Consider the following 26,836-nt stretch of genomic DNA (forward strand, 5'->3'; position numbering starts at 1 on the left):
AGCCCCAGGGCGAAGGAGAACCAGATTGCGGTGTGTGAAGACGAAACGAACCGAAAGTTCGAGACGCTCGACTGCAACACACAAACTATCGCATACCCATTCGCTGGAACGTGACCGCAAGGCACGCGCCGGCTACCGAATTTCTTGACGACCATAGAGCATTGGAACCACCTGATCCCATCCCGAACTCAGAAGTGAAACGATGCATCGCCGATGGTAGTGTGGGGTTTCCCCATGTGAGAGTAGGTCATCGTCAAGATTAAATTCCGAAACCCCTATCTGCTGACGCAGGTAGGGGTTTTGTTTTGCCCGCAGGAAAGTCTGCGAACGCTCGTAATAAATTTGCACAGTTATTTTCGAGCTGGAGCACTAGAATAGCCCCACCTTAGCTGAGCCAGAGCTGTTTATGCCCGATCCGTCAGACACTGATAGGTTGCCAGATCTACCCCTGAGCGATTTGGTTGCGTGTCATGAGTGCGACTTGTTGATGCGCAAGCCCCAACTGGCCCATGGCGAAAAAGCCGAGTGCCCCCGCTGCGGTTATGAGCTTTATGCTCACCGACACAATGTAGTCGAACGCAGCCTTGCCTTGGTGATCGCCGCCCTGCTGTTATATGTGCCGGCCAACTTCTTACCCATCATGCAACTCAATCTGCTTGGGCAGTCCTCCCAGGACACCGTGTGGAGTGGGGTAGTGGGTCTGTTCGATACCGGCATGCAAGGCGTCTCGGTAGTCGTGTTCCTGTGCAGCATGGGCATTCCGTTACTCAAGTTGCTTTGTCAGTTGGCTGTGCTGTTGACCATTCGCCTGGACGTTGGCCGTAGCTACGGTTTGTTGCTGTACCGCATTTATCACCATCTACGGGACTGGGGAATGCTCGAGGTTTACCTCATGGGCGTGCTGGTGGCCATCGTCAAGTTGGCAGACATGGCAGCCCTCACCTTAGGCCTTGGCTTGGTATGTTTCATCAGTTTGTTGCTGGTCCAGGTCTGGCTGGAGGTGGTGATGTCACCGCATCAGATCTGGCAGGCGTTATCAGGAGAAGATGCCCATGCGGGCGATTGATGCCGGCATTCTGATTTGTACGGAATGCCATGAACTGAATCGGCAGGACGCTGAAGCCGACAAACAAACCTGTACTCGCTGCGGCGCGCTGATCCATCCCCGTCGCCCGAACAGCTTGATGCGAACCTGGGCTTTGTTGATCACGGCTGCGATTCTTTATATCCCGGCCAATATGCTGCCGATCATGACCATCAATTCACTGGGCCAGGGCGCTCCGAGCACCATCATGGCCGGCGTCATCGAGTTGGTTCACCACGGCATGATTCCTATCGCCGCCGTGGTGTTCATCGCCAGTATCCTGGTGCCGACCTTCAAGCTGGTGGGCATCGCTTTGTTATTGTTTTCCGTGCAGCGGCACCAGCCCATGTCGGCACGGCAACGCATTCTTATGTACCGTTTCATCGAGTTCATTGGTCGTTGGTCGATGCTGGATATTTTCGTGATCGCCATCCTGGTGGCGGTGGTGAATTTTGGGCGGCTCGCCAGTGTCGAAGCCGGTCTTGGCGCGATTGCTTTCGCCAGCGTAGTGATTTTGACAATGATTGCCGCAGTAACCTTCGATCCCCGACTGATTTGGGATAACACGGAGTCGGATAACGACCATGACTGATTTGCCTACCGCTAAAACCCGACCGGCTTCGAACTGGTCAGCCATCTGGGTCTTGCCGCTGATCGCACTGATTATCGGCGGCTGGCTCGGTTGGCGGGCTTATAACGAGACCGGAATCGAGATCACTGTGCGCTTTGAGAGTGGCGAAGGCATCCAGGTCAACAAAACCGAAGTCGTCTACAAAGGGATGACGGTCGGTAAAGTGACGGCGCTCAAACTCGATGACGAAGGCAGTTCCAAGGGCGTGGTCGCGACGGTCGAGATGAACAAGGACGTCGAGCAGTATCTCAAGACCGGCACACGTTTCTGGCTGGTCAAACCGAGCGTGAGCCTGGCCGGGATCACAGGCCTGGAGACCCTGGTTTCGGGTAACTACGTGGCGATCAGTCCGGGTGAAGGCGAGTCGACGCGCAAGTTCAAGGCCCTGGCCGAAGAGCCGCCGCTGTCGGACGCCAAGCCGGGTTTGCACCTGACCCTCAAGGCTGATCGACTGGGTTCGCTGAACCGCGGCAGCCCGGTGTTCTACAAACAGATCCAGGTCGGCCAGGTGAAAAGTTACCTGCTGTCCGAGGATCAGAGCAAAGTCGAGGTCAAAGTCTTCATCGAGCCGACCTATGCCAGCCTGGTTCGTAAACACACGCGTTTCTGGAACGCCAGCGGCATCAGCATCGATGCCAACCTGTCGGGTGTGAAAGTGCGCAGCGAGTCCCTGGCCAGCATCGTGGCCGGCGGTATTGCATTCGCCACACCGGAAAGCCGCAAGGACAGTCCTCCAACGGATCCGAGCCTGCCGTTTCGTCTCTACGAAGACTTTGATGCGGCCGCTGCGGGAATCCGGGTGAAAGTCAAACTCAGCGACTTCGAGGGATTGCAGGCCGGGCGTACGCCGGTGATGTACAAAGGCATCCAGGTCGGCAGCCTGAAGAACCTCAAGGTCGATCCGGACCTGGCCAGCGCGACGGCTGAACTGACCCTGGACCCTTTGGCCGAAGATTACCTAGTCACCGGCACACAGTTCTGGGTCGTCAAGCCATCGATCTCCCTGGCAGGTATCACCGGCCTGGAAGCGTTGGTCAAGGGTAACTACATTGCCATACGTCCAGGCGATAAGGGCGGTGCGCCGCAACGGGAGTTCGAAGCCAGGGCGAAGGCCCCGCCACTGGACTTGCGCTCGCCGGGGCTGCACCTGGTCTTGCTGACCGAAAACCTCGGATCGCTGGAGGTCGGCAGTCCGATTCTCTATAAGCAGGTCAAGGTCGGCTCGGTGCAGAGCTATCAGTTCTCCCGCAAGAAAAAGCAATTGATCATTGGTGTGCACATCGAGAAGGAATATGAAGGGCTGGTCAACGGCTCGACACGCTTCTGGAACGCCAGTGGCATTACCCTCACCGGTGGTTTGACAGGCGGGATCCAGGTCAAGAGTGAGTCCTTGCAAAGCCTGATGGCCGGCGGCATTTCCTTCGAGACGCCAGAACCCAATGTGCCGTTGAAAAGGCGCGTTCCACGGTTCCGTCTGTTTGAAGACCGCGAGGCCGCACAGCAGAAGGGCACGGTCGTGACGATCAAGGTCGACCGCGCCGATGGCTTGCGCAGTGGTACGCCGATCCGTTTCAAAGGGCTGGATGTAGGCAAGGTCGAAGAGGTCGACCTCAGTGCCGACATGCAATCGGTGTTGCTCACCGCGCGTATCACCGAAGTGCCGGAGCGTATCGCCCGGGTCGGGTCTCAGTTCTGGGTGGTCAAGCCTGAGTTGGGGTTGATGAAGACCTCCAACCTGGAGACGCTGGTCACAGGCCAATACATTGAAGTGCAGCCTTCGGCGAAAAACCTCGGGCCACAAAAAACCTTCGTGGCCTTGGCCAACCCACCGGAAAGCGCTGTGCCCGAAGCGGGCCTGAGCCTGGTGCTGAGTGCGGCCCGCCGTGGTTCGTTGAAGATCGGCGTGCCGGTCACCTATCGCGAGATCACGGTGGGCAAGGTCACCGGTTATGAACTGGGCCAGACGGCGGACCGGGTGTTGATCCATATCCTGATCGAGCCCAAATATGCGCCACTGGTGCGCAGCGGCACCCGCTTCTGGAACAGCAGTGGCTTCGGTTTGGACTTCGGTCTGTTCAAGGGCGCGACGGTGCGAACCGAGTCGCTTGAAACGCTGCTCCAGGGTGGTATTGCGTTCGCAACGCCGGACGGTGAACGAATGGGCAATCCGGCCCGAGCGGAGCAGACTTTCCCATTGTTCGATAAGTTCGAAGACGAATGGCTGATCTGGGCGCCGAAGATCAGTCTTGGCAAATAAGGTTATTGGATGTAGCACTTTTGGCGAGGGAGCTTGCTCCCGCCAGGCTCTGTAGGAGCTGGCGAAGCCTGCGATCTTTTGATCTTGATCTTGATCTTGATCTTGATCTTTCGCTTTCGACTCAATGGGCAGTGGAAAGATCGCAGCCTCGTTGCACTCGACAGCTCCTACGGGCGCATCCCTCGCCACAGGGTTGTGCATAACCATGAAAAAGGCCGCGGTCCATTTGGATCGCGGCCTTTTTCATGCCCGGCTATTCACTTCACACCGGATCCAGCTCCGGCTCATCGGCCTGCACATTCACCGTGGCCTTCACCGCATCGTGACGACGGATGTATTTCCAGTCCGCTTCGTCGATGTAGATGCCGTTCGGGCCGCTGCCGCCTTCCAGGTCGATGGCGACACTGGCGCAGACTTGCGGTTTCACACTGGCGAGGATCGGCACGAAGCCCAGTTGCAGACTGGTTTCCAGCAGTGCCGCCTGGTTTTTCTCGTCGATATCCGCCGCTTCGTCCAGGTAGTAAGGCAGGCGCACGCGACCGGCCTGTTCGCGGTCCATCAGGTGCAGCAACAAGTACATGTTGGTCAGCGCCTTGATGGTCATGGTGGTGCCGTTGGACGCCGCGCCGTCGATGTCGGTGTGGATCACAGGCTGGCCGTTGACCTTGGTGATCTCGAACGCCAGTTCGAACAGGTCCTTCAGGCCGAGCTGGTTGTGATTCGCCGCCACCAGCCGCGCCAGGTATTCCTTGGCTTCTTCGTTCTTGTTGTCCTGCTCGGCGCTCTGGCTGAGGTCGAACACCGACAGCGTCTCGCCTTCCTCGTACTGACCGGCGCTGTGGATGATCTGGTCGATGTGCTTGAGCGCTTCCTTGTTCGGCGCCAGGACGATGCGGAAGCTCTGCAGGTTGGACACCTGACGCTTGTTGATCTCGCGGTTGAACAGCGCCAGTTGGTGTTCGAGGCTGTCATAGTCGCTGCGGATGTTGCGCAGGGTCCGGGCGATGTCGGTCACGGCAGCACGGCGTGCCTTGCCCAGGGTCAGGGCCTCGTCGGTGCGGTGGGCATAGGCGTTGATCAGCAGTTGCAGGCGCCGCTCCATGTCATCTTCGCTGTCGAACTTGGCCACGCCCTTGAGGCGCACCTGGGCATACAACGCTTCGATCTGGCCATCGACGCGCAGCAGCCCTTGCCAGCTGTCCTGGTAGTCGTTGAGCAGCGGCAGCAGGTTGTCCATGGAATCGTCGACCGGGTCCATGAACGGCGTGCCGAACGGCAGGTCCGCCGGGAGCAATTGACGACGGCGCAGGGCGTCGTCGAGGGTGCGTTGCTTGGCTTCCATGTCGGCGATCTGCCGGCCCACCAGTTGCAGCTTGGCGGACAATTGCTGGACGCGTTCGGTGAAGGCATCGCTGGAGCGCTTGAGTTCGTCCTGGGCGGCTTCCATCTGCGCCAGTTGCTCGAGCTTCTCGCCTTCCTCGGCGCTCAGGGTCTGGCTGCGGCGGAAGTCTTCCAGGGCTTTTTGCGCATCCAGTACCTGCTGGTACAGGGCCTCGGTCTGGGTCTTGCTCGCGGCGCGGTCGGCGGCCACGGCTTGTTGGGTCTTGAGCTGCTTGAGTTCTTTTTCCAGGCGCTCTTTCTGGTCCCGCAGCGCGGCACGGTCGGCCAGGGCTTGCAGGGCGGGCGGCTCGATGTGGGACAGGTCGATGGACAGCCCCGGCACTTCGAAACGCTCACCCTTGAAGCCGTCGAGGATCAGCTCCATGGATTTGACCCACTCGCCGTTCTCGTCCAGCGCAATGCCGTGTTCGCCCAGGGGCAGGCTGAACAGGGCGCTGTTGAACAAGCGCATCAGGCGTTCGACATCCTGCTGCGAGAATTCTTCGCGCAGGCGGGCGTAGCTGTTGTTGTCGGCGTGATCGAGTTGCTGCTTGACCGACTTCAGACGTTTTTCCAGGTCCCGCAGGCGCTCTTCCAGGTCTTCGGCGCTGAATTGCCGGGACTGGGCCAGGGCGCCGGCCAGTTCGTCGTGGGCGTCTTTGGCGGCGAGTAGTTGCTGTTCCAGGACCTTGACGTCATCCACCAGGGCAAAGCGATGCTTGAGCACCGACAGCTCGCCGAGCCAGCGCTGGATGCCGCTGATTTCCCGCTCCAGGCGCATCAGCTCCTGGGTGCCACCGCGCTGGTCGTTCTGCAGCGAGTCCTGCTCGTTGCGGTAGTGTTCGGCCTGGATGGTCAGCTCTTCCTTGCGCGCACTGGCGTAGTCCGACCAGGTGCCCAGCAACGAATCGAGCAATGGCGAGAGGCGATGCAATTTGCCGCGCAGGATATCGCGCTGCTTCACGCCATTGGCCAGGGCTTCCACCAGCGGGCCGGCGGCCACGAGGGAGTTGTAGTCCTGTTCCATGCGGCGTACGTCGCGGAAGGCTTCTTCGCATGCGGCGATGTAGTCCACGCTGCCGGAACGCAGGCTGTGCTCGAACGCATCGAGGAACAATTGCTTGAGCTTGGCCGCGGTGATTTCACGCATGTGCAGCAGGTTGATGAACAGGGCGCGGAAGGTCTTGAGGCTTTGCTCGCTGGTGGAGCGCAGCGGGATCAGCGTCAGGTCCAGCGGGATCGAGGTGTGACCACCCACCAGCAGGCGTCGCAGTTCATCCGGCTTGAGTTCGTAGGCTTTCAGGCCTTCGCGCTCCAGGTTGGTGAACAGCTCTTTCTGCCGCAGGCAGGTGTCATTTTTCTGGTAGTGGGCCAGGTCCAGCTTGCCGGCATAGGCAAAGAACTGGTGCCCGAAACCGCCGCCGGGGCCGCGACCGACCACGCCAATCACGTGCGGGCCGTGGGGCAGGGCGACCTCCACCAGGATGTAGCTGGTGTCCGAGGCGAAGTAGAAGCGCCGGGATTGCTCCAGGCTGTACTTGCCGAAGCTCATGTCCGACATGCGCGCCAGGATCGGGAACTGCAAGGCGTTGATCGAGGCGGATTTACCGAGGTTGTTCGCGCCGTACACCGACAGCGGTTCTTCCAGCGGGAACAAGCCAAGGCTGTAGCCGGCGGTGTTCAAAAGGGCAAAGCGGCGGATGCCGTAGCGTTCCTTGCTCATGCGTCGGTCTCCTGTTCTTCGGCAATGGCTCGGGCCAGGGCGTCTTCTTCGCTTTCACCTTCGAATTCGCTGAGGTCCAGCGGATCATCGGTCTGCAGCAGTTTTTCGTCGCTGTCTTCGTCGATCAATACCGGTGCCGGCAACGGCAGCACGCTGTGCAGGCTGGCGGCCAGGTCGCGGTCCTGCTGGACCGACAGGCAGACGTCGAGGAAGCGGTGCATCGGCGGCAGGAAGCGGTACACGCCGTTTTCTTCGCTGGCAAAACCCAGTTGGGTCATGCGGCGCATGATTTTTTCTTCCAGCTCTTCCTGGGTCTGTACTTCGGCCTGAATGAACAGGTCGCGGTATTTTTCCAGCAGCGAAGGCAGCTCATCGCGGCCCAGGCTGCCGCCGTCGAGCACGGCAATCGGGTCACGGCCCTGGTCGGCCAGGTGCTCGACCAGGATGAAGGTGAACAGGGCCAGGCGCTGGGCGGTCTTGTTCACCGCCGCGGCGGCCAGGTCCGGCACGAAGTAATAGAAGCCACGGGTGTCGCACACCAGCTCGAAGCCCAGGGCCTTGAACAGCGTGCGGTACTGGTCCTGGAAGTTCGACAGTTGGGCGTACAGCTCCGGGTCGCGGCGGCTGACGTGGTAACCCTTGAACAGCTCGCGGAAGATCGGCGCCAGCTGGGACAGTTCGGATAGATCAAGATGCATGGGGGATGCTCGCAGAATCCTCGGCGGCGGTGTCGCCGGCCGAGAGCAGGGCGAAGGAGCGCAGGCTGACCTGATGCTCGTGAGTATGGTAGTCGCGGCGCTCCAGGCGCTCGCGCTTGAAGCGTTTTTCCCGCGACAGGCGCGAGAACCAGTACAGCAATTCGTCGGTGGCGCCGTCCGGTTCCTGTTCCAGCAGCCAGGTCATCAGGTCCGGCATCGGCAGGGCATCTTCGCAACGCTCGACCATCTCGCGCACGGTGCGTGGCGCGCGCGGTGCTTCGCCACCCTTGTGGGTCTTGTGGGACTTGGGGAAACGCGCCGGTTTCGGTTCGAAACGGGCCAGGGCATAGACATAGGCTTCGACCTGGCTGGCACTGCCCAGGAAGGTACTTTGCGGCCGGGTGAACAGCGGCATGGCGGCTTGCGGTACGGCGTCGATACCTTTGCGGCGAATGGCGGCCAGGGCCAGTGCGGCGCCACGGGTCACGGCGTTGTGGCGGCGGGCTTCTTCGCGCAATGGCAGTAGCAGCTCGCGAGCATGGCGCAGGGTCAACTGGGCGCTGGTCTGCATCTCGAGGATGCGCGCGTGGGTGCGCAGCAGCATGTCGTCGTCCACCAGGTGCCCGAGGCGCTGCTGTTCGGTGAGCATGCGCAACAGCACGTTCTCGACCTTGCGCACGCCTTGCTCGAAGGCACCGTCGGCGTTCACCAATTGGATCATCGGCTCGACGTATTCGTCCCAGGTCGCCAACACTTCGGCGTAGCGTTGACGCAGTGGGATCTGTCGGTCGCTGGTCTTGGCCCGCTCGGCCACGGCCACCAGGGCCTGTTCGTCGTTGGCGAGTTTCTTGAGGACGTCGCGCACGCGCATGTCCAGCAGGCGCAACTGGCGGGCCAGGTCGTTGCCGTCGCGAATGTCGAAGGCGTCCTGGATGTAACCGGCCAGGCGCTCGAGGTGGCGCAGGTAGGCTTCGATTTCCAGGCACAGGCCCAGGCGGTGTTCGCGACGCAGGTAAGCGAGAAAATCATGGATCTGGGCGTTGAGCTCGAAACGGTTCGGGCTTTTCGCCACCGGTACGAGGATGTCCAGGCGGATCCACACGTCCAGCAGGTTGGTGATGTCCTGGGGCGTGCTGTCCAGTTGTTGGGCGGCCAGCTGTGAACGCAATTCGTTGAGGCTCAGGGTGCCCTGGTCGAAGTGCTCGCACAAAGGTTCCAGCAATGCCCAGTGTTCAGCGAGGGCGCGCAAGACGCGCTTGGGTTCGATCATCGCAATGGCCGTCGGGTTGGCAATTAAAAGCGGCGATTGTACTGCATCGAGCCGGTTGCGATTCACCCCCTGGACGGACTGTCGTTCTCTATTGATCAACTATTGCTCCAACAGGGAAGCGATCCGCGTCGAAGGGCGGTAGAATCGCTTCCACTTTCAGTTATCCACAAGTGGCCGACCCTTGCTTATCGAGTCCCGTCGCCGCGCCTATCTGACCGCCATGCAGGTGGTCAACTGGCTGCCGCGTACCGAATTGCCGTTCGCTGCCCCGTCGCGGCCCGAGCTGTTGGAAGCGCCCGAGCCCGAGTACATCGCGCCGGCCGTGACGGCGCCTGTGGCCAAGGCGGTCGCCGAGCCGCCAGCGCCAGCGCCCGAGCGGCCAAAAATCGAAGTGCCGCGCCCGAGCCTGGCCTCGACCCGCACCAATGCCAAGCCGGTGGAGGAGGTGGTCGAGGCGCCGCCCAAGGCTCCCTACGTCGCCCCGCCGCGTTTCGCCCTGCAACTGCTGCGGGCCGGGCGTTGCCTGCTGTTGGTGGAGTTGCCCACGGGCGAGCCGTTCCAAAGCCGCGATCCGGCCTACTTGCTGCTCAAGGACATGCTGCGCGCCGCCGGTCTGCCGGACAGCCCGCAAATCATCGGTGAGCCGGTGCGTTGGCCGTTGTTGTCACGCGGCACCATGGACCAGGGGCCGGAAGCGGCGCGGGATTTCGTCCAGGGCTTCGTTTCGGCGCGTCTCGAAGACGAGCCCTGCGTGTGTCTGTGGCTGATCGGCCTGCCGGCGGTGAAGTTTGCCGGCGAGGCGGATGCCGAAGCGTTCAATCGCGAACTGCAGGTCGAAGGCCTGGGCTCGGCCTGGGCATTGCCCGGGCTGGAACTGTTAATGGAAACGCCACAGCGCAAGGCTGATGTCTGGCAAGCCATGCGCCGGCTGATGGCGCGCTGGAAAGAATCGAATGAGTGACGCTGTATCGTTCCGCCCGATGACCGAGGCGGACCTCGACGCTGTACTGAAAATCGAATACGCCGCCTACAGCCACCCCTGGACCCGCGGGATATTTCTCGACGGGCTGGGCAAATACCAGATCTGGCTGATGTTCGAAGGCCAGCAGCAAGTGGGCCATGGCGTGGTGCAGATCATCCTGGACGAGGCGCACCTGCTCAACATTACCGTCAAGCCGGAAAACCAGGGCCGTGGCCTGGGGTTGCGCCTGCTGGAACACCTGATGTCGATTGCCTACAAGGCCGAGGCCCGGGAATGCTTCCTGGAAGTGCGCGACAGCAACCGCACGGCGTTCCGCTTGTATGAGCGCTATGGCTTCAATGAAGTGGGCCGACGCCGGGATTACTACCCGGCGGTGGGTGGGCGCGAGGATGCGGTGGTCATGGCGTGTACCTTGGTGGACTGAAGCGCCGTGACCCCTGTGGGAGCGAGCTTGCTCGCGAAGACGGCGGTACATTCGACATCGATGCAAACTGATCCACCGCTATCGCGAGCAAGCTCGCTCCCACAGGGGCTTGGCGGTGTGCATCAAGTTGTGATCAACACAAAACCATGTGGGAGCGAGCTTGCTCGCGATGGCGATTGCCGGGTCAACGCTTGCCATCCAACGGATCGATATCGGCCATCTCCGCTTCGTCCAGCCCGTCGCCGCCACCAATGTCATTTTCGTTCACGATGCTCAGGTCCCAATCGGCCTGTTCGTCGTCGCCGGTCTCAAAGGCATCCCGGGCGCCGTCTTCGTGAATGAGGGTTTCCGGGCTCATGTCATCGTCGGTCGGTTCGTGATCATCCGTCGAGGCGCCTGTCATGCCTGCTTCACGCACGCGTTCACGAGGCATCAGCTGTTCGCGTTCGTCTTGTGGCAGTTCGTCGCCGATTTTCGCGCTGGGCTGCTCGTCGTCGAACTCCAACTCATGCATCGAGCCCATGCGATCCTCATTGTCGTCGATGGGTTCCGGTTGCGTCGCATCGAAAGGGCGTCGTGAATCATTCATGGCTATTCCTCATACTGTGGGCCTTACTGGTGTCGACCGACAGCGCAGCCAGGAATTCCAATGCATCGCCGACGTGACCTCGACCGACGGTCGTCTGTCACAGTTGCGCACTCTCTATCGAGGCTAGACAGCATGAACGAATTACAAGATCTGATTGATAACAACGCGCGCTGGGCCGATGCGATCAAGCAGGAGGATCCTGACTTTTTCGCCAAGCTGGCTCGTCAGCAAACCCCGGAGTATCTGTGGATCGGTTGTTCCGATGCGCGGGTGCCGGCCAACGAGATCGTCGGCATGCTGCCGGGCGATCTGTTCGTGCACCGCAACGTGGCCAACGTGGTGCTGCACACCGACCTCAACTGCCTGTCGGTGATCCAGTACGCGGTGGACGTGCTCAAGGTCAAACACATCCTGGTCACCGGCCATTACGGCTGTGGCGGCGTGCGTGCCTCGATGCAGGACCGCCAGCTGGGCTTGATCGACGGCTGGCTGCGCTCGATTCGCGACCTGTATTACGAGCATCGCGAGGCGTTGGGCCAGTTGCCGACCGAAGAAGAACGGGTCGACCGCCTGTGCGAACTCAACGTGATCCAGCAGGTGGCCAACGTCGGCCATACCAGCATCGTGCAGAACGCCTGGCACCGTGGGCAGAAACTGTCGATTCATGGCTGCATCTACGGCATCAAGGACGGACGCTGGAAGAGCCTGGACACCACGATCAGCGGGTTCGAGCAGTTGCCGCCGCAGTATCGGCTGCGTCCGGTCGGCGCGCCCTGACGCCGGCTCGTCAGTCGCGGTGACACTGACGACGCCAGTGCCGTGGAAAAGTATCTACTGTCGAGTCTGACAGGAGCCAAAGGCGCTTTCCCGTGTCAGTGCAAACTGACGCGGGAAGGCGCCTCAAGGTTTACACCGCCTCGGCAGGCAGCGGCATGGGCACTTTAAGTTGCGGAAGTTGCGACTTGATCGCTGGCGTTTCGCATTTTTTCGCTGCATCTGCCTCGCTCAGTTTGCGCACCGAGGTATAGAACAACTCGCAGGTCTTTTCCTTTTGCGTGACCTGCCAGGTCTGCGTGCACTGGTTCAGCAGGGTGTTCGGGTCGGTGCCCGGCTTGCTGCCCATGCCGGCTTGCCAGCAGGCGGCGCTCAGGTCCTGGCCCATGACTTTCAAGCCGGCGGCATCGGCCTTGGCTTCGTCACCGTCGTAGTTTTCCTTGTCAGCGGCATACCAGATATAGCTCGGGTGGTTGGAGCCCAGGACCGGGACCTTGACCCCCGCGGTCGGCGTGATGGTCGCCAGGCCGAGCACGCCAACGGTCTGGCCGTACTGGGTCTTGATCCAGTTCCGAACGGGCGCTCCGAAGGCCACCATCGGCAAGGCGGCGCCGCTGGCGGTTTGGGTGACCTGCTTGACCATGGTGGTCTGGTAATCGTTGAAGTAGCTGTAGAGCCCCTCCAATGTGCTGCCAGCATTGGACGGCGCTGCGATGGGTGCGATGTCGATGATGGTCTGGTAGGCCGGTGTCTGTGCAATGGCGATGCCGTTCACGGTCAGCAGCGTGGCCCAGCGATCGGTGGTCGCCGACTCCAGGTAATCCTGGGCCTGGGTCAGGGAGTAATCCGGCGGAAAGTGCAGCAACTCGACACTCTTGCGGTTTTCCAGGGCCATGCCCAGCGGCAGGAACAGGTACCAGTTGTAGGACCATTTCTTGTCGCTGTTGAGTTTCGAGGCACCGTTATACGCCAGGTCCCCGGCGTCGAGCAGCGCCTTCAGCGGTTGGCCGTAATTCTTGGGCACGCCGTCGATGCTGGCATAGACCTTATCGTTGTCGATGTTGACCTGGACCTTGGCGGTGCCGTAGCCGTCGCGCTGCACACTTTGGGTCAGGTAATGCTGGACGGTCTGCTCCAGGGTCCAGTCGCGAAAACAAATGACGTTGCAGTTGTTGGGGTAGGCGAAGAGGCGGGTGACACGCTCGGTGTTGCCCAGTTGTACGTCGATCTTGGTAACGTCGGCGGCGTGGACGGTGGCGCTCAGGGTAAGGGCGGCAAGAGGAAGTGCTGCGAGTTTGAACATGCTCAGATCCTTTTCAGCGTGAGGGACCCTCAAAAGCAGGGCGTACCCATACTGAAACAGACCGAGCCGGAGAAGAAGTGGGCCGATGGAAATATCGGCCCTTTTTTATGGCTTTATGGCATCACTGGCGGCAAATAACTCAATGTCGTCCCCAGCGCCCACAACAGCGCCAGCACCAATGGCGTATGCACCAGCAACTGCACGAAGGAAAAGCCGATCAAGTCCCTCGCCTTCAGCCCCAACACCCCCAACAACGGCAACATATAGAACGGGTTGATGAGGTTGGGCAGCGCTTCGGCGGCGTTGTAGATCTGCACGGCCCAGCCCAGGTGATAGTTCAGGTCGTTGGCCACCTGCATGACGTAGGGCGCTTCGATGATCCACTTGCCGCCGCCGGAAGGAATGAAAAAGCCCAGGACCGCCGAATAGACGCCCATCAGCAAGGCGTAGGTGTCATGGGAGGCGATCTGGACGAAAAAGGTCGAGATATGGTGGGCCAGGGTCTGGGCATCGCTGCCCTTGACCGTGGTCAGCAGTGCGGCGATCGAGCCGTACAATGGAAACTGGATCAACACGCCCGTGGTGGTCGGCACCGCGCGGGCCACGGCGTCGAGGAAGCTGCGCGGCCGCCAGTGCAGCAAGGCGCCGAGCATGATGAACAGGAAGTTATAGGTGTTGAGCCCGGAAATGGCACTGATCGCAGGCTTGGTCGAAAACTCATGGAACAGCCAGCCGGCGGCCAGCAGCACCAGGGCGATGGTCAGCAACGGACTGTGCTCCAGCCATTCTCCCGGGCGGGTACGGGGCTGCAACGCCGGCATGCTGAAACTCGGGTCGATCCCGCAAGCGGCGGCGTCACGGGCGCTGTTGGGGCCGGGAGCGGTGGCGTAGGCGACAACCAACGAGATCACGATCAGCGCCAGCAGCATCACGCCCGACTGCCAGAGGAAAATCGTCTGGGTGAACGGAATGACGCCGGTGATCGACAGGATCGAAGGTGGCAGGCTGGCCGGGTTGGCCTGCAGTTGCGCCGCCGACGAAGACAACCCCAGCGCCCAGACCGCGCCCAGGCCCAGGTAGGCGGCGGCACCGGCGGCGCGGTAATCCATCTTCAGATCGGTGCGGCGGGCGAGGGCGCGTACCAGCAAGCCGCCAAACACCAACGACAGTCCCCAGTTGAGCAACGACGCGACCATGGAAATCAGTGCCACCCACGCTACTGCGGAGCGACCGTTGGTCGGAATGCGCGCCAGGCGATCGATCAACTTGACGGCGGGCGGCGAGCTGGCGACCACGTAACCGCCAATCACCACGAAGGCCATTTGCATGGTGAACGGGATCAGGCTCCAGAAGCCGTCGCCAAATGCCATGGCCGCCGCCGTGGGCGTGGCGCCGATGAATTGCGTCGCCACGGCGACCACCAGCACCGCCAGGGCGGCGAAGACCCAGGAGTCGGGGAACCAGCGCTCGGCGAAACTGGAACAGCGCAAGGCGAAGCGGGCGGAACGGCTGTCTTCGATGTCAGTGGTCACGGACAATTACCTCGTTTTTATGGTTATGGGTTATTGATGGCGGCAAGGCTTCAAAGGTCAGGGCAACAGTAGAACAATCCAGTGACCATGGGAGGTATATCGGGTTCGAGGTCACCGGGAATATTTTCAATGGGCTCGCGGCGCTCTTTAGAAAAAAAATACCGGGCCGATGGCAAGGGAACAGCCTATTAATTTTTCCGCTGTTCCTGGAGCTGCCCATGTTCAACAACCGCCTGAAGCAGGAGCTACTGGCTCTTCGCCAAGAACTGTCCAGCCTTATGCAAGTCAAGGAAAGCCTGGACCGTGAAATGCTTGGTCTCACCCTGGATGCCGATGGAAGGATTCAATCGGTCAATCAGAACTTCCTCGACGACATGGGCTACAAGAGCCAGGACCTGATCGGCCGGCCTGTGGATGAGCTGGTGCCCGCGTATTTGAAATCCAATGAGTTCCAGGCTCGCTTCAAGGCGGCGCTGACCCGCGGTGAACACTTCTCCGGTGCCGTGCGCTTGCTGCGGGGCAATGGCCAGGAGGCCTGGTTGCGTTCGATCCTCCAGCCTGTACGGAATGCCGACGGGCGAATCCGCTTTTTTTCGATGTATGCCAATGACCTGACCCGCACCATCGAGGGGTCCCGTGAACATGAAAACCTCATCGGTGCGTTGGTGCGTTCAACGGCGGTGATCGAGTTCGATCTGGGCGGTCACGTACTGACGGCCAACGATCGCTTCCTCAATGCCATGGGCTATAACCTGGCGCAGATCAAGGGCAAGCATCACCGCATGTTTTGTGAGCCCGAGGAGTACAACAGCGCGGACTACCAACAATTCTGGAAGCGCCTGAACAGTGGCGAGTTCGTGGCCGGGCGCTTCAAGCGCATCGACAGCAACGGCCACGAGGTCTGGCTGGAAGCCTCCTACAACCCGGTGCTCGATGCCAACGAGCGATTGTACAAAGTGGTCAAGTTCGCCACCAACATCACGGATCAGGTCAACCAGGAAAAAGCCGTCGCCGAAGCGGCCAACATTGCCTACAGCACCTCGTTGCAGACCGACAACAGCGCCCAGCGCGGCACGACTGTGGTGACCCAGGCCGTGGACGTGATGCGCGACCTGGCCCGGCACATGCAAACCGCTGGCGAAGGCATCGAGGCGTTGAACGAGCAATCCCAGGTGATCGGTACCATCGTCAAGACCATCAGCGGCATCGCCGAACAGACCAACCTGCTGGCGCTCAACGCCGCCATCGAAGCGGCCCGGGCCGGCGAGCAAGGGCGGGGCTTTGCGGTGGTGGCCGATGAGGTGCGCCAACTGGCATCGCGTACCAGCCAGGCGACCGAGGAAATCGTCGGCGTGGTCCGCCAGAACCAGGATATGGCCCGCAACGCGGTGGCGCTGATGACCGACGGCCAGCACCAGGCCGAACATGGCCTGGCCCTGGCTGCCGAGGCGGGGACGGTGATCGTCGAGATCCAGGACGGGGCGAAGAAGGTGGTCGATGCCGTGAGTCAGTTTGCCAATCAGCTGTCCACGTAGAGGTATTATTGTTTTTTACATATTAATTATTGTTTTGCGATAATTTCTTGGCTATGTTCTGGGCTCCCTTATTCTATTGGAGCCTTACATGCACTCGAATCGTCTTGCCCTGTACAGCCAGCGGATGGCAGCCGTCACCCTTGTTTTCATGGTCGCGATGATGGTCGTCAACGCCGTGGCCTGGCTGTATCCTGAAGCGGCCTCCCGATACGGCCTGGGGTTTGCCCTGACCGAGCGGCAGCTGTCGAGCTTGCCTGAAGAGGCGATGGGCTTGACGGGATGGCAGTGCCTGGGTGGCGTACTGTTGACGAGCATTCCCTTGTTGGCCCTGGCGGTCGGGCTCACCCACTTGCGCAGGCTCTTCAAGCACTACGCCCAAGGGCAATACTTTTCCACCGCGGCAGCGGCTTATCTGGGAAATGCGGGGCGCGCGGTGGCGTTGTGGGTGCTGCTGGACTTCATCTGCGAGCCGTTTCTGAGCCTGCTGATGACGATCAATGCGCCGGTCGGCCAGCGATTGCTGACCTTCAGTATCACCGCGCCGTCTTTCGTGGCTTTATTTCTTGCCGCCTGTATTGCGATCATTGCCCGGATACTGTCCCAGGCCAGTGAAGTCGATTCGGAAAACAGAACATTCGTTTGAGATTCCCATGCCCATCGTTATTCAACTCGATGTGATGCTGGCCCTGCGCAAGGTCAAATCCAAGGACCTCGCTGCTGCAATCGGCATTACTGAAGCCAACCTTTCCTTGTTGAAGCAAGGAAAGGTCAAGGGCATACGCCTGGCGACCCTCGAAGCCATTTGCAGCCATCTGCACTGTCAGCCTGCAGATCTGCTGGTCTATCAACCGCAGGGCGAGCACGATCAATCGCCCAGTGCCTGACCCTCGCGCCTTGGATCCGCACCACCGGCCAACGAGGTTTTCCCTTGCGCGTCACGCACCCGGACTATGGCCTGGGTGCCACTGTTCATGTCGATCTCGCTCACCTCATGGCCTTTGTCTTTCAGCGCCTGGATCAGTGCCGGGCTGAATTGGCCCCGCTCCAGTTCGGTAGGGCCGTTGCGGCTGCCGAAGTTGGGAAGGTTGATGGCGGTTTGCGGGTCGAGGTCCCAATCCAACAGACCAATCATTGACTTGGCGACGTATTCGATGATCTGGGAGCCGCCGGGGGAGCCGACAGCGGCCACCAGTTCTCCCCGACGGTCGAAGATCAGCGTCGGTGCCATGGACGAGCGTGGGCGCTTGCCCGGTTCGACGCGGTTGGCGACTTTTTGCCCATTTTCTTCGGGGATGAACGAGAAATCGGTCATCTGGTTGTTGAGCATGAAGCCCTGGACCATCAAGTGTGAGCCGAACGCCGATTCCACGGTCGTGGTCATGGACACGGCACCCCCCTGGTCATCCACGGCCACCACTTGCGAGGTGGAAATACGCAGGGGTGAACGGTCCGGGGCGTAGGCCACCTGGATGCCCGGTGGCGTGCCGGGCTTGGCGACGCCCATGCTGCGAGGGCCGATCAGGCTGGCGCGGCTGGCCAGGTACCCGGCATCGACCAAGCCTTTGAGCGGCACGGCGACAAAGTTCGGGTCGGCAATGTATTGGGCGCGGTCAGCATAGGCCAGGCGCTCGGCTTCGGCGATCAGGTGCACCGCTTCGGGGGTGGGTTCGATGCCGGCGGGCTTGTCGGTCTTGACCGGTTTCAAAGGCGCGAGGGCCGCGTGGCTGTCGCGCTGTTCCAGGGCTTGCAATGTCCCGAGGATCTGCGCCACGGCAACCCCGCCCGAAGACGGTGGCGGCATGCCGCAGACTTGCCAGCGCTTGTAGTCGGTGCACAACGCTGGCCGCTCCCGTGCGGTGTAGCCTTGGAGGTCATTGAGCGAAAGGCTGCCGGGGTTGGCGTGGTTTTGTACCTTGGCGACGATTTCCTCGGCGATCGGGCCTTTGTACAGCGCATCGGGGCCTTCGTTGGCGATGCGCTTGAGCACGCCGGCCAAGGCTGGATTCTTCAGCACCGTGCCAACCGCCTTCGGGCTGCCATCGGCGTTGAGAAAGTAGGCGGCCATGTCTGGCGAGCCCGGCAAGGACGGGTCTGTAGCGATCAACGTGTGCAGGCGGGGGGAAATCGCAAAGCCTTGTTCCGCCAGCGTGATGGCTGGCTCGAACAGCGTCGCCCATTTGAGGCGGCCATGTTTGCGATGGGCCAATTCCAGCCCACGCAACACCCCCGGTGTCCCCACGGAGCGACCGCCGATCTGCGCCGCCGTGAAAGACATGGGTTTGCCGTCGGCTTGCAGGAAAAGTCTTTCGGTGGCACCTGCCGGTGCCGTTTCGCGGCCGTCATAGGTGCGCACGGCCTTGCCATCCCACAGCACAATGAACGCACCGCCACCGATGCCCGAGGATTGCGGCTCCACCAGGGTCAGCACGGCCTGCATCGCGATGGCCGCGTCGATGGCCGAGCCGCCGCGCCGCAACATCTCGCGCCCGGCCTCGGCCGCCAAAGGGTTGGCCGCAGCGGCCATGTGCTTCTCGGCGTAGCGGGTCTGCAGATCGGTGCGGAAGCCGGAAATGACCTCCGGTGGGGCGGGCAAGGCCGGTGTCGCGGTGGAGGAAGGCGGCGCCTTGCAGGCCGCGAGCGTTAGGGCGACAGCCAGCAACGAAAAGGCTGACAGGCGAAGGTTCGGTTTGAAGTCTGTAGGCACGTGTTGCTCCATCCGTGGCGTGGAATATAGAGGAGGACTGTAGCGATGGGAGGTGTAGGGCGCAAACCAGAAGCCGAATTGTTCACGCGCCATCCCCAGTCTCGAGGGTTCGACAGTGCATTTGCCACGCCGCAGTGTGGCGTGGCATCCAGGGCCGATGAACCTAAGGGGCGGGCGTCAGTGTCAGGGTGCCTTGGGTATGCCGGGCCACGTCCGTCGATGAAAGGTGCAAGGCCTGGTACTCGCCGCGCATGAAGGGCAGGACCTGATCCTCATAGTGGCTGTTGAACGGAACGCCGCTCTGGCCCACCGGGAGTATGCCGAGGGCTTTGTCCGGCGTGGCCAGGTCGATGACCCGTCGCGTCGAGGGACCGTAGGTGACCGACCAGGGCGCCGGACTCAGCGGTGCGGAGAAGTTGTTCGGCACTTCGTGGCTCCCGGGGGCCGGGTAAGGGCCTGCGTTGAGCAGCGGCGCCAGCCATTTCTGGCTGCCAAGCGGATGCGCCTGCGTCAGTTGATGCACCTTGCCCCATTGCCACTGCGTGGAGTCGTCACCCAGGGTGGCCCGCAGATGGGCGATGCTGGTGTTCCAGGCACGAACGATAACGTCGGCCCGCGTCTGCACGTCCGGTTGTGTCCTGTCCTTCCACCAGGGCGAGTACTCGTCGGCGACCAGGCGCGGCAGCGCAGCGTCTATTACGCGGGTGCTCAACAGGTTCTGGAACATCGTGTCGCCCAGCTCATCGTGCAGGGCGCCATAGCTCAGGTCGTAAAGGAACTGCGTGAACAGCGTGGCGTCGATCGAGTCCAGCGGGTAGTCGCCCTGCCACTGCGCAAGCCCCTCCAGCCACTGGCGTTGGCGCGGGTCGGCAATCGCCGCGCGCAGGATTGGCAGCGCCGGTTGCAACACACGTTGGGCATAGCCGGTCTGGGTGTCGAGTTGCAGCCGGGTGCTTTTTTCGCTGTTCCACTGATCGTCCCGGCCCAGTTCTCGGGTCAGGCGTCGACCTCGGTCGGGCAGGTTGTAATAACCGGGTATCGCCATGCCATCTGGCGAGACGGGCTGGGCGTTGGCGGAGACGATGTAGCCCCTGGCCGGGTTTTCTTCATGCGGGTTGGCGCTGAACGGGTAATAGCCGTCCTTGTCGGCCTCGGGGGTGCTGCCGTCGAGAATGAAATCCGCGGTGACCTGGGACGGGCGCCTGGGCAATCGCGCAGCCGCCCACCAGGCGATGTCGCCTTGGGCGTTGGCGTACACCACGTTGAGTCCCGGGGCCTTGATCAATGACGCCGCCGTGCGAGCCTTGTCCAGTGTGTTGGCGCGGTTGAGCCGATAAAAGGCATCCACCACCGGGTTATCGCCGTCCAGATACGACCACCAGAGGGCGATGGGCCGGCCAGGAGCATTGTCGCCCAGCGCATCATTGATGATCGGGCCGTGGGGGGAGCGGCGCAGGCGCAGCATGACCGGTTCGGCATCGCGCACTTCGATACTCTGCTGTTCTTCCTGCATGGCGACCCAACGGCCCTGGTACCAGACTTCATCGGGGTTGTCGGGATTGGTGGTTTCGCCAATCAAATCAATGTCATCGTTCTGGAACATGGTGAGGGTCCAGGCGAAGTCGTTGCTGTGCCCCAGCAAGGCGAACGGCACGAGGCTTTCGTAATCGCCGTAGAGTTCGAAGCCGGGGGCGTTGAGGTGGGCTTCGTACCACACCGATGGTACGGAAAAACGGATATGCGGGTCACCCGCCAACAGCGGCTTGCCGCTTTGCGTGCGCCGACCCGAGACAACCCAGGCGTTGCTGCCCTCCATCTGCGGCAGCCCCGAATGGTTCACGGCTTGTTCGCTGAGCTGCGCCAGCGCCGCCATCGATTGCCAATCGGTGGCGTTCAGTGCCTGGCTGCCAAGGGCGCCTTTTGGGTCCCAACTGCGATCGAAAATGGCCAGGTAGGGCGCACCCAGCGTGTCCTTGACGTAGGTCAGCAGGGGTTCGGTACGAAACGCCGCCGCGAAGCTGTAGGCCATATAGCCGACCACGCTGTAGACGTCCTGGGCGGTGAACGGCCTCTTCTCGATACCGAGCAAGTCGAACTCTACAGGGCGTGGATTTTCCATCTGATAGGCGTTGATACCGTCAAGGTACGCCTGCAACGCCTGCCAGGTCGCGCTCTGGTGATCGGCGTGCGCCACCTGCCAGTCTGCTTGTTCACGGATACGCAGGGTGCGGAACAGTCTGTCGGTGGGCAGCAACTTGCTGCCCAGTACGGCGGCCAATTCACCGCGGGCCAGGCGCCGGAGCATTTCCATCTGGAACAGGCGGTCCTGGGCGTGTATGTAACCCAAGGCGCGGTATGCGTCGGGCTCGTTGCCGGCAGTGATATGCGGTACGCCACGCTCATCGAACCGCACCTCGACTGGCGACTGTAGTCCAGGCAGGCTGGCCAGCCCCTGTCGCTGCGGTTGCTTGCCATAGAGGTAGATGGCGATCACGGTAACGCCGATCAGCAGCGCCGCCGCAACGAAGACACCGATGCGCTTGAGCATGCTTGGTTTAGCAAGGGCCGTGGGGGGCAGGGGGACGTTGAGGGCGGTCATTGCACACCCAGCCTTTGGCGAGCGTGACGCAACCGTTGCAGCAGGTTGAGCAAGGGGCCGGTCATGACCGTGGTGACGACGGTCATGATGACAAAAAGAGTAAAGAGCTCTTTGCCGATAATCCCCAGGTCGAGGCCTATTTTCAGTACCACCAGTTCCATAAGGCCCCTGGCGTTCATCAATACGCCGATGTCAATGGCGACCGGTGTCGAATAACCGGCGAAGCGGGCGCCCAATGCACCGCCCAACAGTTTGCCGGCGATTGCCACCAGCAGCACCAGGCCTAGCAGGCTTACACCGACGCTCGAAAACGTCGCCGCGGTGGTGTTGAGCCCGGCGAGGGCGAAGAAGCCGGGCATCAGCACGATGACCGCAATGTGCTCCACTCGCTCGACCAGCATGTTCAACAGCCGTTGGTCTCGCGGCAGGCACGCGCCGAACAGAAAAGCACCGAACACTGCATGGATTTGCAGCCATTCGGTGATGCTGCCGTACATCAGCGCACCACACACAAGTACCGCGAGCAGGGTCAAGGTACGCCTGCCCTCAAGGTGGGCTATCCAGCGCCTCAACAAAGGACGCACGCACCAGAATGAAGCGCCGCACAAGGCTGCCAGGCCACACAACCGCAAAGCCAATTCCTGCCATTGACGGTCCAATTGCAAACTCATCGCGGTGATCGCCAGCAACACCCAGGCACAGACATCACTCACGGCGGCAGCCATCAGCGAGAGCGCACCGACCTCACTGTCGAGCATCCGTCGCTCCTTCAGAATGCGCGCCAGAACCGGGAACGCGGTGACCGAAAACAGCGTTGCAATGAACAGGTTGAAGCCTAGATGGGGGACGCCGGCAGGTGCGAAGGTGCTGTAGAGAAGAGGCGCGATCGCAACGCCCAGAATGAAGGGAAGGGCAATGCTGCAACCGGCGATCAGCAGCACTTTGCCATGGGCGTAGCGGGAGTGCTGTTCAGGCATACGGAACTCGGCGCCGACGACAAACATGAACAGCAGAATTCCGAGGTCGCTGAGCACCTTTAATTGTGTAACAGCGTCGCCCTTAAATAGTGCATGGTGGAAGTCGGGAAAGAAAAAACCAAGTACTAAAGGGCCCAATACAAACCCTGCGATCATCTCGCCTACCACTTCTGGCTGCCCTAGTCTTTTTAGAAAAGCACCCGCAACCTTGGCCGTTAATATTATAAAAACGATTTGCAAGAAGAGCATGGGGGTTACCTTGTCCGAAGAGTTGAGGGTACGCCGCCACCGGGCTCTATATAGCGTGCTGGCAGATAATCAGCGGATGTTAGCGGAGCGCGCAGGGATAAAAAAACTACCAGATCTGGTAGTTTTTTTTGATGAGATGAACCTGTTAGATTTTCCTTGCTTCGTTGTTGTGCGGCTTGTTAGTCGTGCTCGACTCCTGTTTGCCGATAATTTGGAAGGTCGATTATGAAAGACGCGATATTTACGATCATTCATCAAGCCCTGATTGAAGTTAATGCCACGCGTAAAGAGAAGATCGATTTGCAAAATATCGAAACGTTGGCGCTTTATGGTACTACCGGGGTGTTCGATTCCATGCAATTGGTCAGCTTTCTGGCGGCGGTAGAAGAAGGCCTGGACGACGAACTGGATATTGAAATCTCGTTGACGTCGGAAAAAGCGGTGTCACAGACCGTCAGCCCGTTCAGCAGCGTTGCCTGTTTGATTGATTTCATTATCGCCGAGCAACAGGTTCCTCAACTGGCCTCTGCCTGAATGAACGCCACGCAGGGAGCATTGACGTGAACGTGACGGTCCGTAAAGCGCTGAGCAGTGACATGTACCCGGTGTGCAAGCTGTTGCGCGAGTCCACCTTGAACTCCAACTGGATTGGCGTAAATGTGCGCAAGCGCATGTTTGCCGATATCTGGTCCGGGGGAGAGGACTACTTCGGCTATGTGATGCTCGACGGCGACGTGGTGGTGGGTTTTCTCGGTTTGCTGTTTACCACCCAGCCCTGCAACGGGCAGCAGCGCTTCTGCGAATTGCATAGTTGGTACGTGCAGGCCGAGTACCGCAAGGAAAGCCTGAAACTGTTGTTGCCGGTACTGTCGATGCGCAAAGTCACGCTGCTCAACTATACGCCCACGCCTGATGTCTACGAGATCAGCAAGAAGTTCGGCTTTATCGACCTGGAAACCGAGCTGCTGCTGATGTATCCCTTCCCCAATCCGTTGAAGATACGTCGGCGCTATCGCCTGGAAACCGATGTCCATCGAGTCGCGGGCTGGCTGAGCGAGCAGGAAAGCGTGGTCTTCCAGGATCACTCGGGGGTTGAGTGTCGGCACCTGATGATCGTCGATTCACTGACCGGCGAGTCCTGCTACCTGATCGTCAAGCGCATGACCCGGCGCTGGTTCGAGCCGATCGGCCGGGTGCTGTTCATCGGCAACCCGCAGTTGTTTGCACGCAGTCTCGACAGTTGGCGATTGTCCTTATGCCTGCAAATGCGCGTTCAGTGCCTGGTGAGTAATGCGGCGGAACTGGCAGGGTATCCCCTGGGCGGTACGCGGTTGATCAAGCGCGAAGTTCCGTCATTGGTAAAGCCTGCTTCTGGCAGTTTGGCAAGTGCACCGATAAAACCGCTGTACAGCCTGCCGCTACTCATCGGATATAAGTTGCATTGATATGATTATATTGTTGACGGGTACCCGCAAAGGCGTCGGTAAAGAAGCGGCGCTGTATTTTCTGGAACAGGGCCACGTCGTCATTGGTTGCAGTCGTGGTGAAGGTTCAATTGAGCATGAACGCTACACGCACTTCTGTCTGGATTTGAATGATGCCAGTGCGGTCAGGAAAATGATCAAGCATATTCGCTTGAGTCATGCGCAGCTGGATGTGCTGATCAATAACGCCGGTGAAGCCAATATGGCGCCTTTTCAGTTGACGCCTGCCGAGACGGTCCAGGGTTTATTTGCGAGCAATGTATTTGGCTTGATGAATGTTACCCGCGAAGCCGTCAAGTTAATGCAGAAGAACGAGCATCCGGGTGTCATCGTGAATATATCTACCGTGGCGACCCATTGGGCCATTCCAGGCCAATCGATATATGCCGCCAGCAAAGCCGCTGTCGAACAGCTGACCCGAACGTTGAGCAAGGAACTTTCGGTTTTTGGCATTCGCATCAATAACCTGGTGTTACCGCTGTACCGAAGCTCTTTGACCCGCACACTTCCTCAAGAGATCAGACAGAAGATGATCGAGCGCCAGACGATAGCCAGGCCCTGTGTGTTTACCGACTTGATCGGACCCTTGAAGTTTCTTATCTCCAGCCAGTCGGCTTTTGTGACGGGTGAAACCCTCAGCCTGGGAGGTGTGCAATGAGCCGTGATGCCTTGCTGGCAACGCTGGCCGAACCGGGGCAGCGCGTGGCGCTGTTGCACGGCGAGCAGCAATGCACCTACAGCGATCTGCATGCCAAGGTGCAGCAGTGCCTGGCCTGGCTGGTCGACCGCGGCGTCAAGCCGGGGGATGCGGTCATCCTCAACAGTGACTACAGCGTGCCTGGCGTCGCTGCGCTGCTGGCCTTGTACCTGAACCGCAATATTGTGGCGCCGCTGGTCGATCTCAGTGAGCGCTCCCTGCAAACCCTGCAAGGTGCCGCACGGTGTCAGCATCGGATCGAGATCGTCGACGATGCCTGGGTGCATCACTCGCTGGCACAACCGATTGCCGACGAAAGCCCTGAGTACTACAGCGCGTTGCGGGAGAAGGGGCGCTCGGGCCTGGTGTTGCTGAGCAGCGGCAGTACCGGCGCACCCAAGGCGATCCTGCATGACCTGGATGACCTGATCGACACCAAGCTGGGCAAGGAGCGCAAGAAGCCCCTTTCGATCCTGATGTTCCTGTTGTTCGACCACATTGGCGGCTTGAATTCCTTGCTCAACACGCTGGCGGTGGGCGGGTGCGCGGTGATGCCGGTCGATCGGGCGCCCGAATCGATCTGCGCGCTGGTCGCGCGGCATGGGGTGAAGGTGCTGCCGGTCAGCCCGACCTTTCTTAACCTGATCCTGATGGGGCGGCATCACGAACAGCATGACCTGTCCTCGGTACGGCTGATCACCTATGGCACTGAAAGCATGCAGCAAAGCCTGCTCAAACGGGTCCAGCAGGCGTTTCCCAAGGCCAAGATGCTGCAAACATTCGGCACCAGTGAAACGGGTATCAGCGCTACGGTCAGCCAGTCCTCGGCCAGCACCTTTTTCAAGCTGGCCGATGCGAACACTCAGTACCGCATTGTCGATGGCGAGTTGCAGCTCAAGACCCGCAGCCAGTTTGTCGGCTACCTGAACCAGGACACCGATAACGTCACCGAAGATGGCTGGTTCCGTACCGGTGATCTGGTGGAGCAGAACGAAGAGGGTTATCTGCGGATCCAGGGACGGCAAAAGGAGCTGATCAACGTCGGAGGGCTCAAGGTGCTTCCCACCGAAATCGAAGACGTGATGCTGCGCAGCTCGCTGATCGACGACTGTGTGGTGTACGGCGTGCCGAATGCGATCACTGGCCAGGCCGTCCACATGGATGTCATGGCCACAGGCGTGGAGAGCAAGAAAGCCCTCAAACAGCATGTGCTCGAGCATCTGGGCAGTTGCCTGGAAGCCTACAAGTTGCCCGTCAAAGTCAACAAGGTCGACGAAATCGCTTTTTCCAATCGGTTCAAGAAGACCCGGGCGGTGCTCTCATGAGCGATATCGTGATCCTCGGCGCCGGGCGCTTCGCGCTGGAGCTGGCGACCTACCTGCAAGACATCGAGCCGTTGGCAGTGGTGCGTCACCTGATCGTGCCGGATGAGGCCGGGGGCGATGCCGCACCTGCCGCGCCGTGGCCCGCCCAAGGCCTGGACCCACGTTATCGCTACGTTCTGGGGGTGGCCGATATTGCCTTGCGCCAGCAACTGATCGACGCGTACTTCAGCGATGGCCGCTTGTTGGCGCCCAACTTCATCCACCCCAGCGTCCGTCATCGGTTGGACCTGCGCGCCAGCCGCGGCAATGTCATCGCCGCCGATTGCCACGTGGGTGTCAACACCCGGATCGGTTCCTGGAACATGATCAATTACCACTGCAGCGTGGGCCACCATTCGCAGTTGGGCGACAACAACTTCCTGTCACCGCATTTCAATGCCGGTAACAGCGTGACCCTCGGTAATCGCTGCTTCATCGGGCTCAGTACCGTGGTCACGCCCCAGACGGTGATTGAAGACGATGTGACGATCCAGGCCGGTTGCACCCTCAGCGAGTGCATCCCGGCGCATTCGCACTGCACATCCACGGCCCGCCAGAAAATCCTTCAACTGGTCTAAAG

At 60.5% G+C, this 26,836-nt stretch carries 23 protein-coding genes, 1 rRNA gene and 2 pseudogenes; 17 read left to right on the plus strand and 9 right to left on the minus strand.

The features are described from left to right. Positions 1-143: 143 nt before the first annotated feature. From rrf to BLQ55_RS00020, 4 genes are all read left to right on the plus strand, one after another. Positions 144-259, plus strand: a 5S ribosomal RNA gene (gene rrf / locus BLQ55_RS00005). 147 nt (positions 260-406) lie between these two features. Then, the gene (locus tag BLQ55_RS00010; protein WP_092251724.1) at positions 407-1,066 is read left to right on the plus strand and encodes a paraquat-inducible protein A; all 660 of its coding nucleotides are present in this window, start codon (positions 407-409) and stop codon (positions 1,064-1,066) included. Further along, the gene (locus BLQ55_RS00015; RefSeq protein ID WP_092202375.1) at positions 1,053-1,676 is read left to right on the plus strand and encodes a paraquat-inducible protein A; all 624 of its coding nucleotides are present in this window, start codon (positions 1,053-1,055) and stop codon (positions 1,674-1,676) included. Before BLQ55_RS00010 ends, BLQ55_RS00015 begins: the two co-directional genes overlap by 14 nt. Then, the gene (locus BLQ55_RS00020) at positions 1,669-3,972 is read left to right on the plus strand and encodes a PqiB family protein (protein ID WP_092251726.1); all 2,304 of its coding nucleotides are present in this window, start codon (positions 1,669-1,671) and stop codon (positions 3,970-3,972) included. The genes BLQ55_RS00015 and BLQ55_RS00020 overlap by 8 nt, the downstream gene beginning before the upstream one ends. A gap of 262 nt (positions 3,973-4,234) precedes the next feature. Here BLQ55_RS00020 and mksF read toward each other — a convergent pair whose 3' ends face one another. Genes mksF through mksB form a run of 3 tightly spaced genes read right to left on the minus strand, consistent with a single transcriptional unit; the run spans position 4,235 to position 9,043 of the window. After that, positions 4,235-7,075 carry an Mks condensin complex protein MksF gene (gene mksF, locus BLQ55_RS00025; protein ID WP_003205592.1) on the minus strand — a complete coding sequence of 947 codons (2,841 nt, stop codon included), beginning with the start codon at positions 7,073-7,075 and terminating at the stop codon, positions 4,235-4,237. After that, positions 7,072-7,773, minus strand: coding sequence for an Mks condensin complex protein MksE (mksE, locus tag BLQ55_RS00030; RefSeq protein ID WP_014340217.1), 702 nt, complete (start codon positions 7,771-7,773; stop codon positions 7,072-7,074). The genes mksF and mksE overlap by 4 nt, the downstream gene beginning before the upstream one ends. Continuing rightward, complete coding sequence (mksB, locus tag BLQ55_RS00035; RefSeq protein WP_060743131.1) at positions 7,763-9,043, minus strand: Mks condensin complex protein MksB; 1,281 nt, start codon at positions 9,041-9,043, stop codon at positions 7,763-7,765. The genes mksE and mksB overlap by 11 nt, the downstream gene beginning before the upstream one ends. 181 nt (positions 9,044-9,224) lie before the next feature. Here mksB and BLQ55_RS00040 point away from each other — a divergent pair, with 181 nt between their 5' ends. Both BLQ55_RS00040 and rimI read left to right on the plus strand, forming a co-directional pair. Next, positions 9,225-10,004 (plus strand): energy transducer TonB, encoded by a 780-nt coding sequence (locus tag BLQ55_RS00040; protein ID WP_092202381.1) that lies wholly within the window; start codon positions 9,225-9,227, stop codon positions 10,002-10,004. Next, the gene (rimI, locus tag BLQ55_RS00045) at positions 9,997-10,449 is read left to right on the plus strand and encodes a ribosomal protein S18-alanine N-acetyltransferase (protein WP_047229376.1); all 453 of its coding nucleotides are present in this window, start codon (positions 9,997-9,999) and stop codon (positions 10,447-10,449) included. The genes BLQ55_RS00040 and rimI overlap by 8 nt, the downstream gene beginning before the upstream one ends. A 184-nt stretch (positions 10,450-10,633) precedes the next feature. On the opposite strand, the gene BLQ55_RS00050 is transcribed toward rimI, so the two are convergent. Further along, a complete protein-coding gene (locus tag BLQ55_RS00050) occupies positions 10,634-11,038 on the minus strand; it encodes a serine kinase/phosphatase (RefSeq protein ID WP_092202383.1) in 405 nt (134 codons plus the stop codon). Between the two features lie 132 nt (positions 11,039-11,170). Between BLQ55_RS00050 and can the strand changes: the two genes are divergently transcribed. Beyond that, positions 11,171-11,815, plus strand: a complete 645-nt coding sequence (gene can / locus BLQ55_RS00055) for a carbonate dehydratase (RefSeq protein ID WP_003185433.1) — start codon at positions 11,171-11,173, stop codon at positions 11,813-11,815. A gap of 130 nt (positions 11,816-11,945) precedes the next feature. Here can and BLQ55_RS00060 read toward each other — a convergent pair whose 3' ends face one another. Together BLQ55_RS00060 and BLQ55_RS00065 are read right to left on the minus strand one after the other, a co-directional pair. After that, positions 11,946-13,115 (minus strand): hypothetical protein, encoded by a 1,170-nt coding sequence (locus BLQ55_RS00060; protein ID WP_092251728.1) that lies wholly within the window; start codon positions 13,113-13,115, stop codon positions 11,946-11,948. Between the two features lie 113 nt (positions 13,116-13,228). Further along, positions 13,229-14,647, minus strand: coding sequence for a short-chain fatty acid transporter (locus BLQ55_RS00065; protein WP_092202388.1), 1,419 nt, complete (start codon positions 14,645-14,647; stop codon positions 13,229-13,231). Positions 14,648-14,955: 308 nt separating this feature from the next. Here BLQ55_RS00065 and BLQ55_RS32710 point away from each other — a divergent pair. The 4 genes and pseudogenes from BLQ55_RS32710 to BLQ55_RS00080 all read left to right on the plus strand — a co-directional run. After that, positions 14,956-15,642 (plus strand): annotated as a pseudogene (locus tag BLQ55_RS32710) (PAS domain-containing protein); the annotation flags it as partial. 108 nt (positions 15,643-15,750) lie between these two features. Beyond that, positions 15,751-16,182, plus strand: a pseudogene (locus tag BLQ55_RS32715) (methyl-accepting chemotaxis protein); the annotation flags it as partial. An 88-nt stretch (positions 16,183-16,270) separates the two neighbouring features. Further along, positions 16,271-16,825 (plus strand): DUF2975 domain-containing protein, encoded by a 555-nt coding sequence (locus BLQ55_RS00075; RefSeq protein WP_092202392.1) that lies wholly within the window; start codon positions 16,271-16,273, stop codon positions 16,823-16,825. A gap of 7 nt (positions 16,826-16,832) precedes the next feature. Next, on the plus strand, positions 16,833-17,066 hold the full coding sequence (locus tag BLQ55_RS00080) for a helix-turn-helix domain-containing protein (RefSeq protein WP_092202394.1): 234 nt from the start codon (positions 16,833-16,835) through the stop codon (positions 17,064-17,066). Here the strand turns inward: BLQ55_RS00080 and ggt are convergent. From ggt to BLQ55_RS00095, 3 genes are all read right to left on the minus strand, one after another. Continuing rightward, positions 17,048-18,886, minus strand: a complete 1,839-nt coding sequence (gene ggt / locus BLQ55_RS00085; protein WP_256326502.1) for a gamma-glutamyltransferase — start codon at positions 18,884-18,886, stop codon at positions 17,048-17,050. The two genes, BLQ55_RS00080 and ggt, sit on opposite strands and share 19 nt — an antisense overlap. A gap of 163 nt (positions 18,887-19,049) precedes the next feature. Continuing rightward, positions 19,050-21,434: a penicillin acylase family protein gene (locus BLQ55_RS00090; protein ID WP_092252114.1), complete on the minus strand. Its 2,385-nt coding sequence runs from the start codon at positions 21,432-21,434 to the stop codon at positions 19,050-19,052. Between the two features lie 47 nt (positions 21,435-21,481). Further along, positions 21,482-22,711, minus strand: a complete 1,230-nt coding sequence (locus BLQ55_RS00095) for a cation:proton antiporter (protein WP_092202395.1) — start codon at positions 22,709-22,711, stop codon at positions 21,482-21,484. A 10-nt stretch (positions 22,712-22,721) separates the two neighbouring features. Here BLQ55_RS00095 and BLQ55_RS31090 point away from each other — a divergent pair, with 10 nt between their 5' ends. From BLQ55_RS31090 to BLQ55_RS00120, 6 genes are read left to right on the plus strand one after another with little or no spacing between them, the layout of a single operon-like run. Beyond that, positions 22,722-22,940, plus strand: coding sequence for a hypothetical protein (locus BLQ55_RS31090; protein ID WP_139207984.1), 219 nt, complete (start codon positions 22,722-22,724; stop codon positions 22,938-22,940). Further along, positions 22,937-23,245: a hypothetical protein gene (locus tag BLQ55_RS00100; protein ID WP_092202397.1), complete on the plus strand. Its 309-nt coding sequence runs from the start codon at positions 22,937-22,939 to the stop codon at positions 23,243-23,245. The genes BLQ55_RS31090 and BLQ55_RS00100 overlap by 4 nt, the downstream gene beginning before the upstream one ends. A gap of 26 nt (positions 23,246-23,271) precedes the next feature. After that, positions 23,272-24,156 carry a hypothetical protein gene (locus BLQ55_RS00105; RefSeq protein ID WP_092202399.1) on the plus strand — a complete coding sequence of 295 codons (885 nt, stop codon included), beginning with the start codon at positions 23,272-23,274 and terminating at the stop codon, positions 24,154-24,156. Between the two features lies 1 nt (position 24,157). After that, positions 24,158-24,853 (plus strand): SDR family NAD(P)-dependent oxidoreductase, encoded by a 696-nt coding sequence (locus BLQ55_RS00110; protein WP_092202401.1) that lies wholly within the window; start codon positions 24,158-24,160, stop codon positions 24,851-24,853. Then, complete coding sequence (locus BLQ55_RS00115; protein WP_092251730.1) at positions 24,850-26,217, plus strand: ANL family adenylate-forming protein; 1,368 nt, start codon at positions 24,850-24,852, stop codon at positions 26,215-26,217. Before BLQ55_RS00110 ends, BLQ55_RS00115 begins: the two co-directional genes overlap by 4 nt. Then, a complete protein-coding gene (locus tag BLQ55_RS00120) occupies positions 26,214-26,834 on the plus strand; it encodes an LbetaH domain-containing protein (RefSeq protein ID WP_092202405.1) in 621 nt (206 codons plus the stop codon). Before BLQ55_RS00115 ends, BLQ55_RS00120 begins: the two co-directional genes overlap by 4 nt. Positions 26,835-26,836 lie beyond the last annotated feature (2 nt).

Source organism: Pseudomonas sp. NFACC13-1 (genome assembly GCF_900104425.1).
Classification (GTDB): Bacteria; Pseudomonadota; Gammaproteobacteria; order Pseudomonadales; family Pseudomonadaceae; genus Aquipseudomonas; species Aquipseudomonas fluorescens_AA.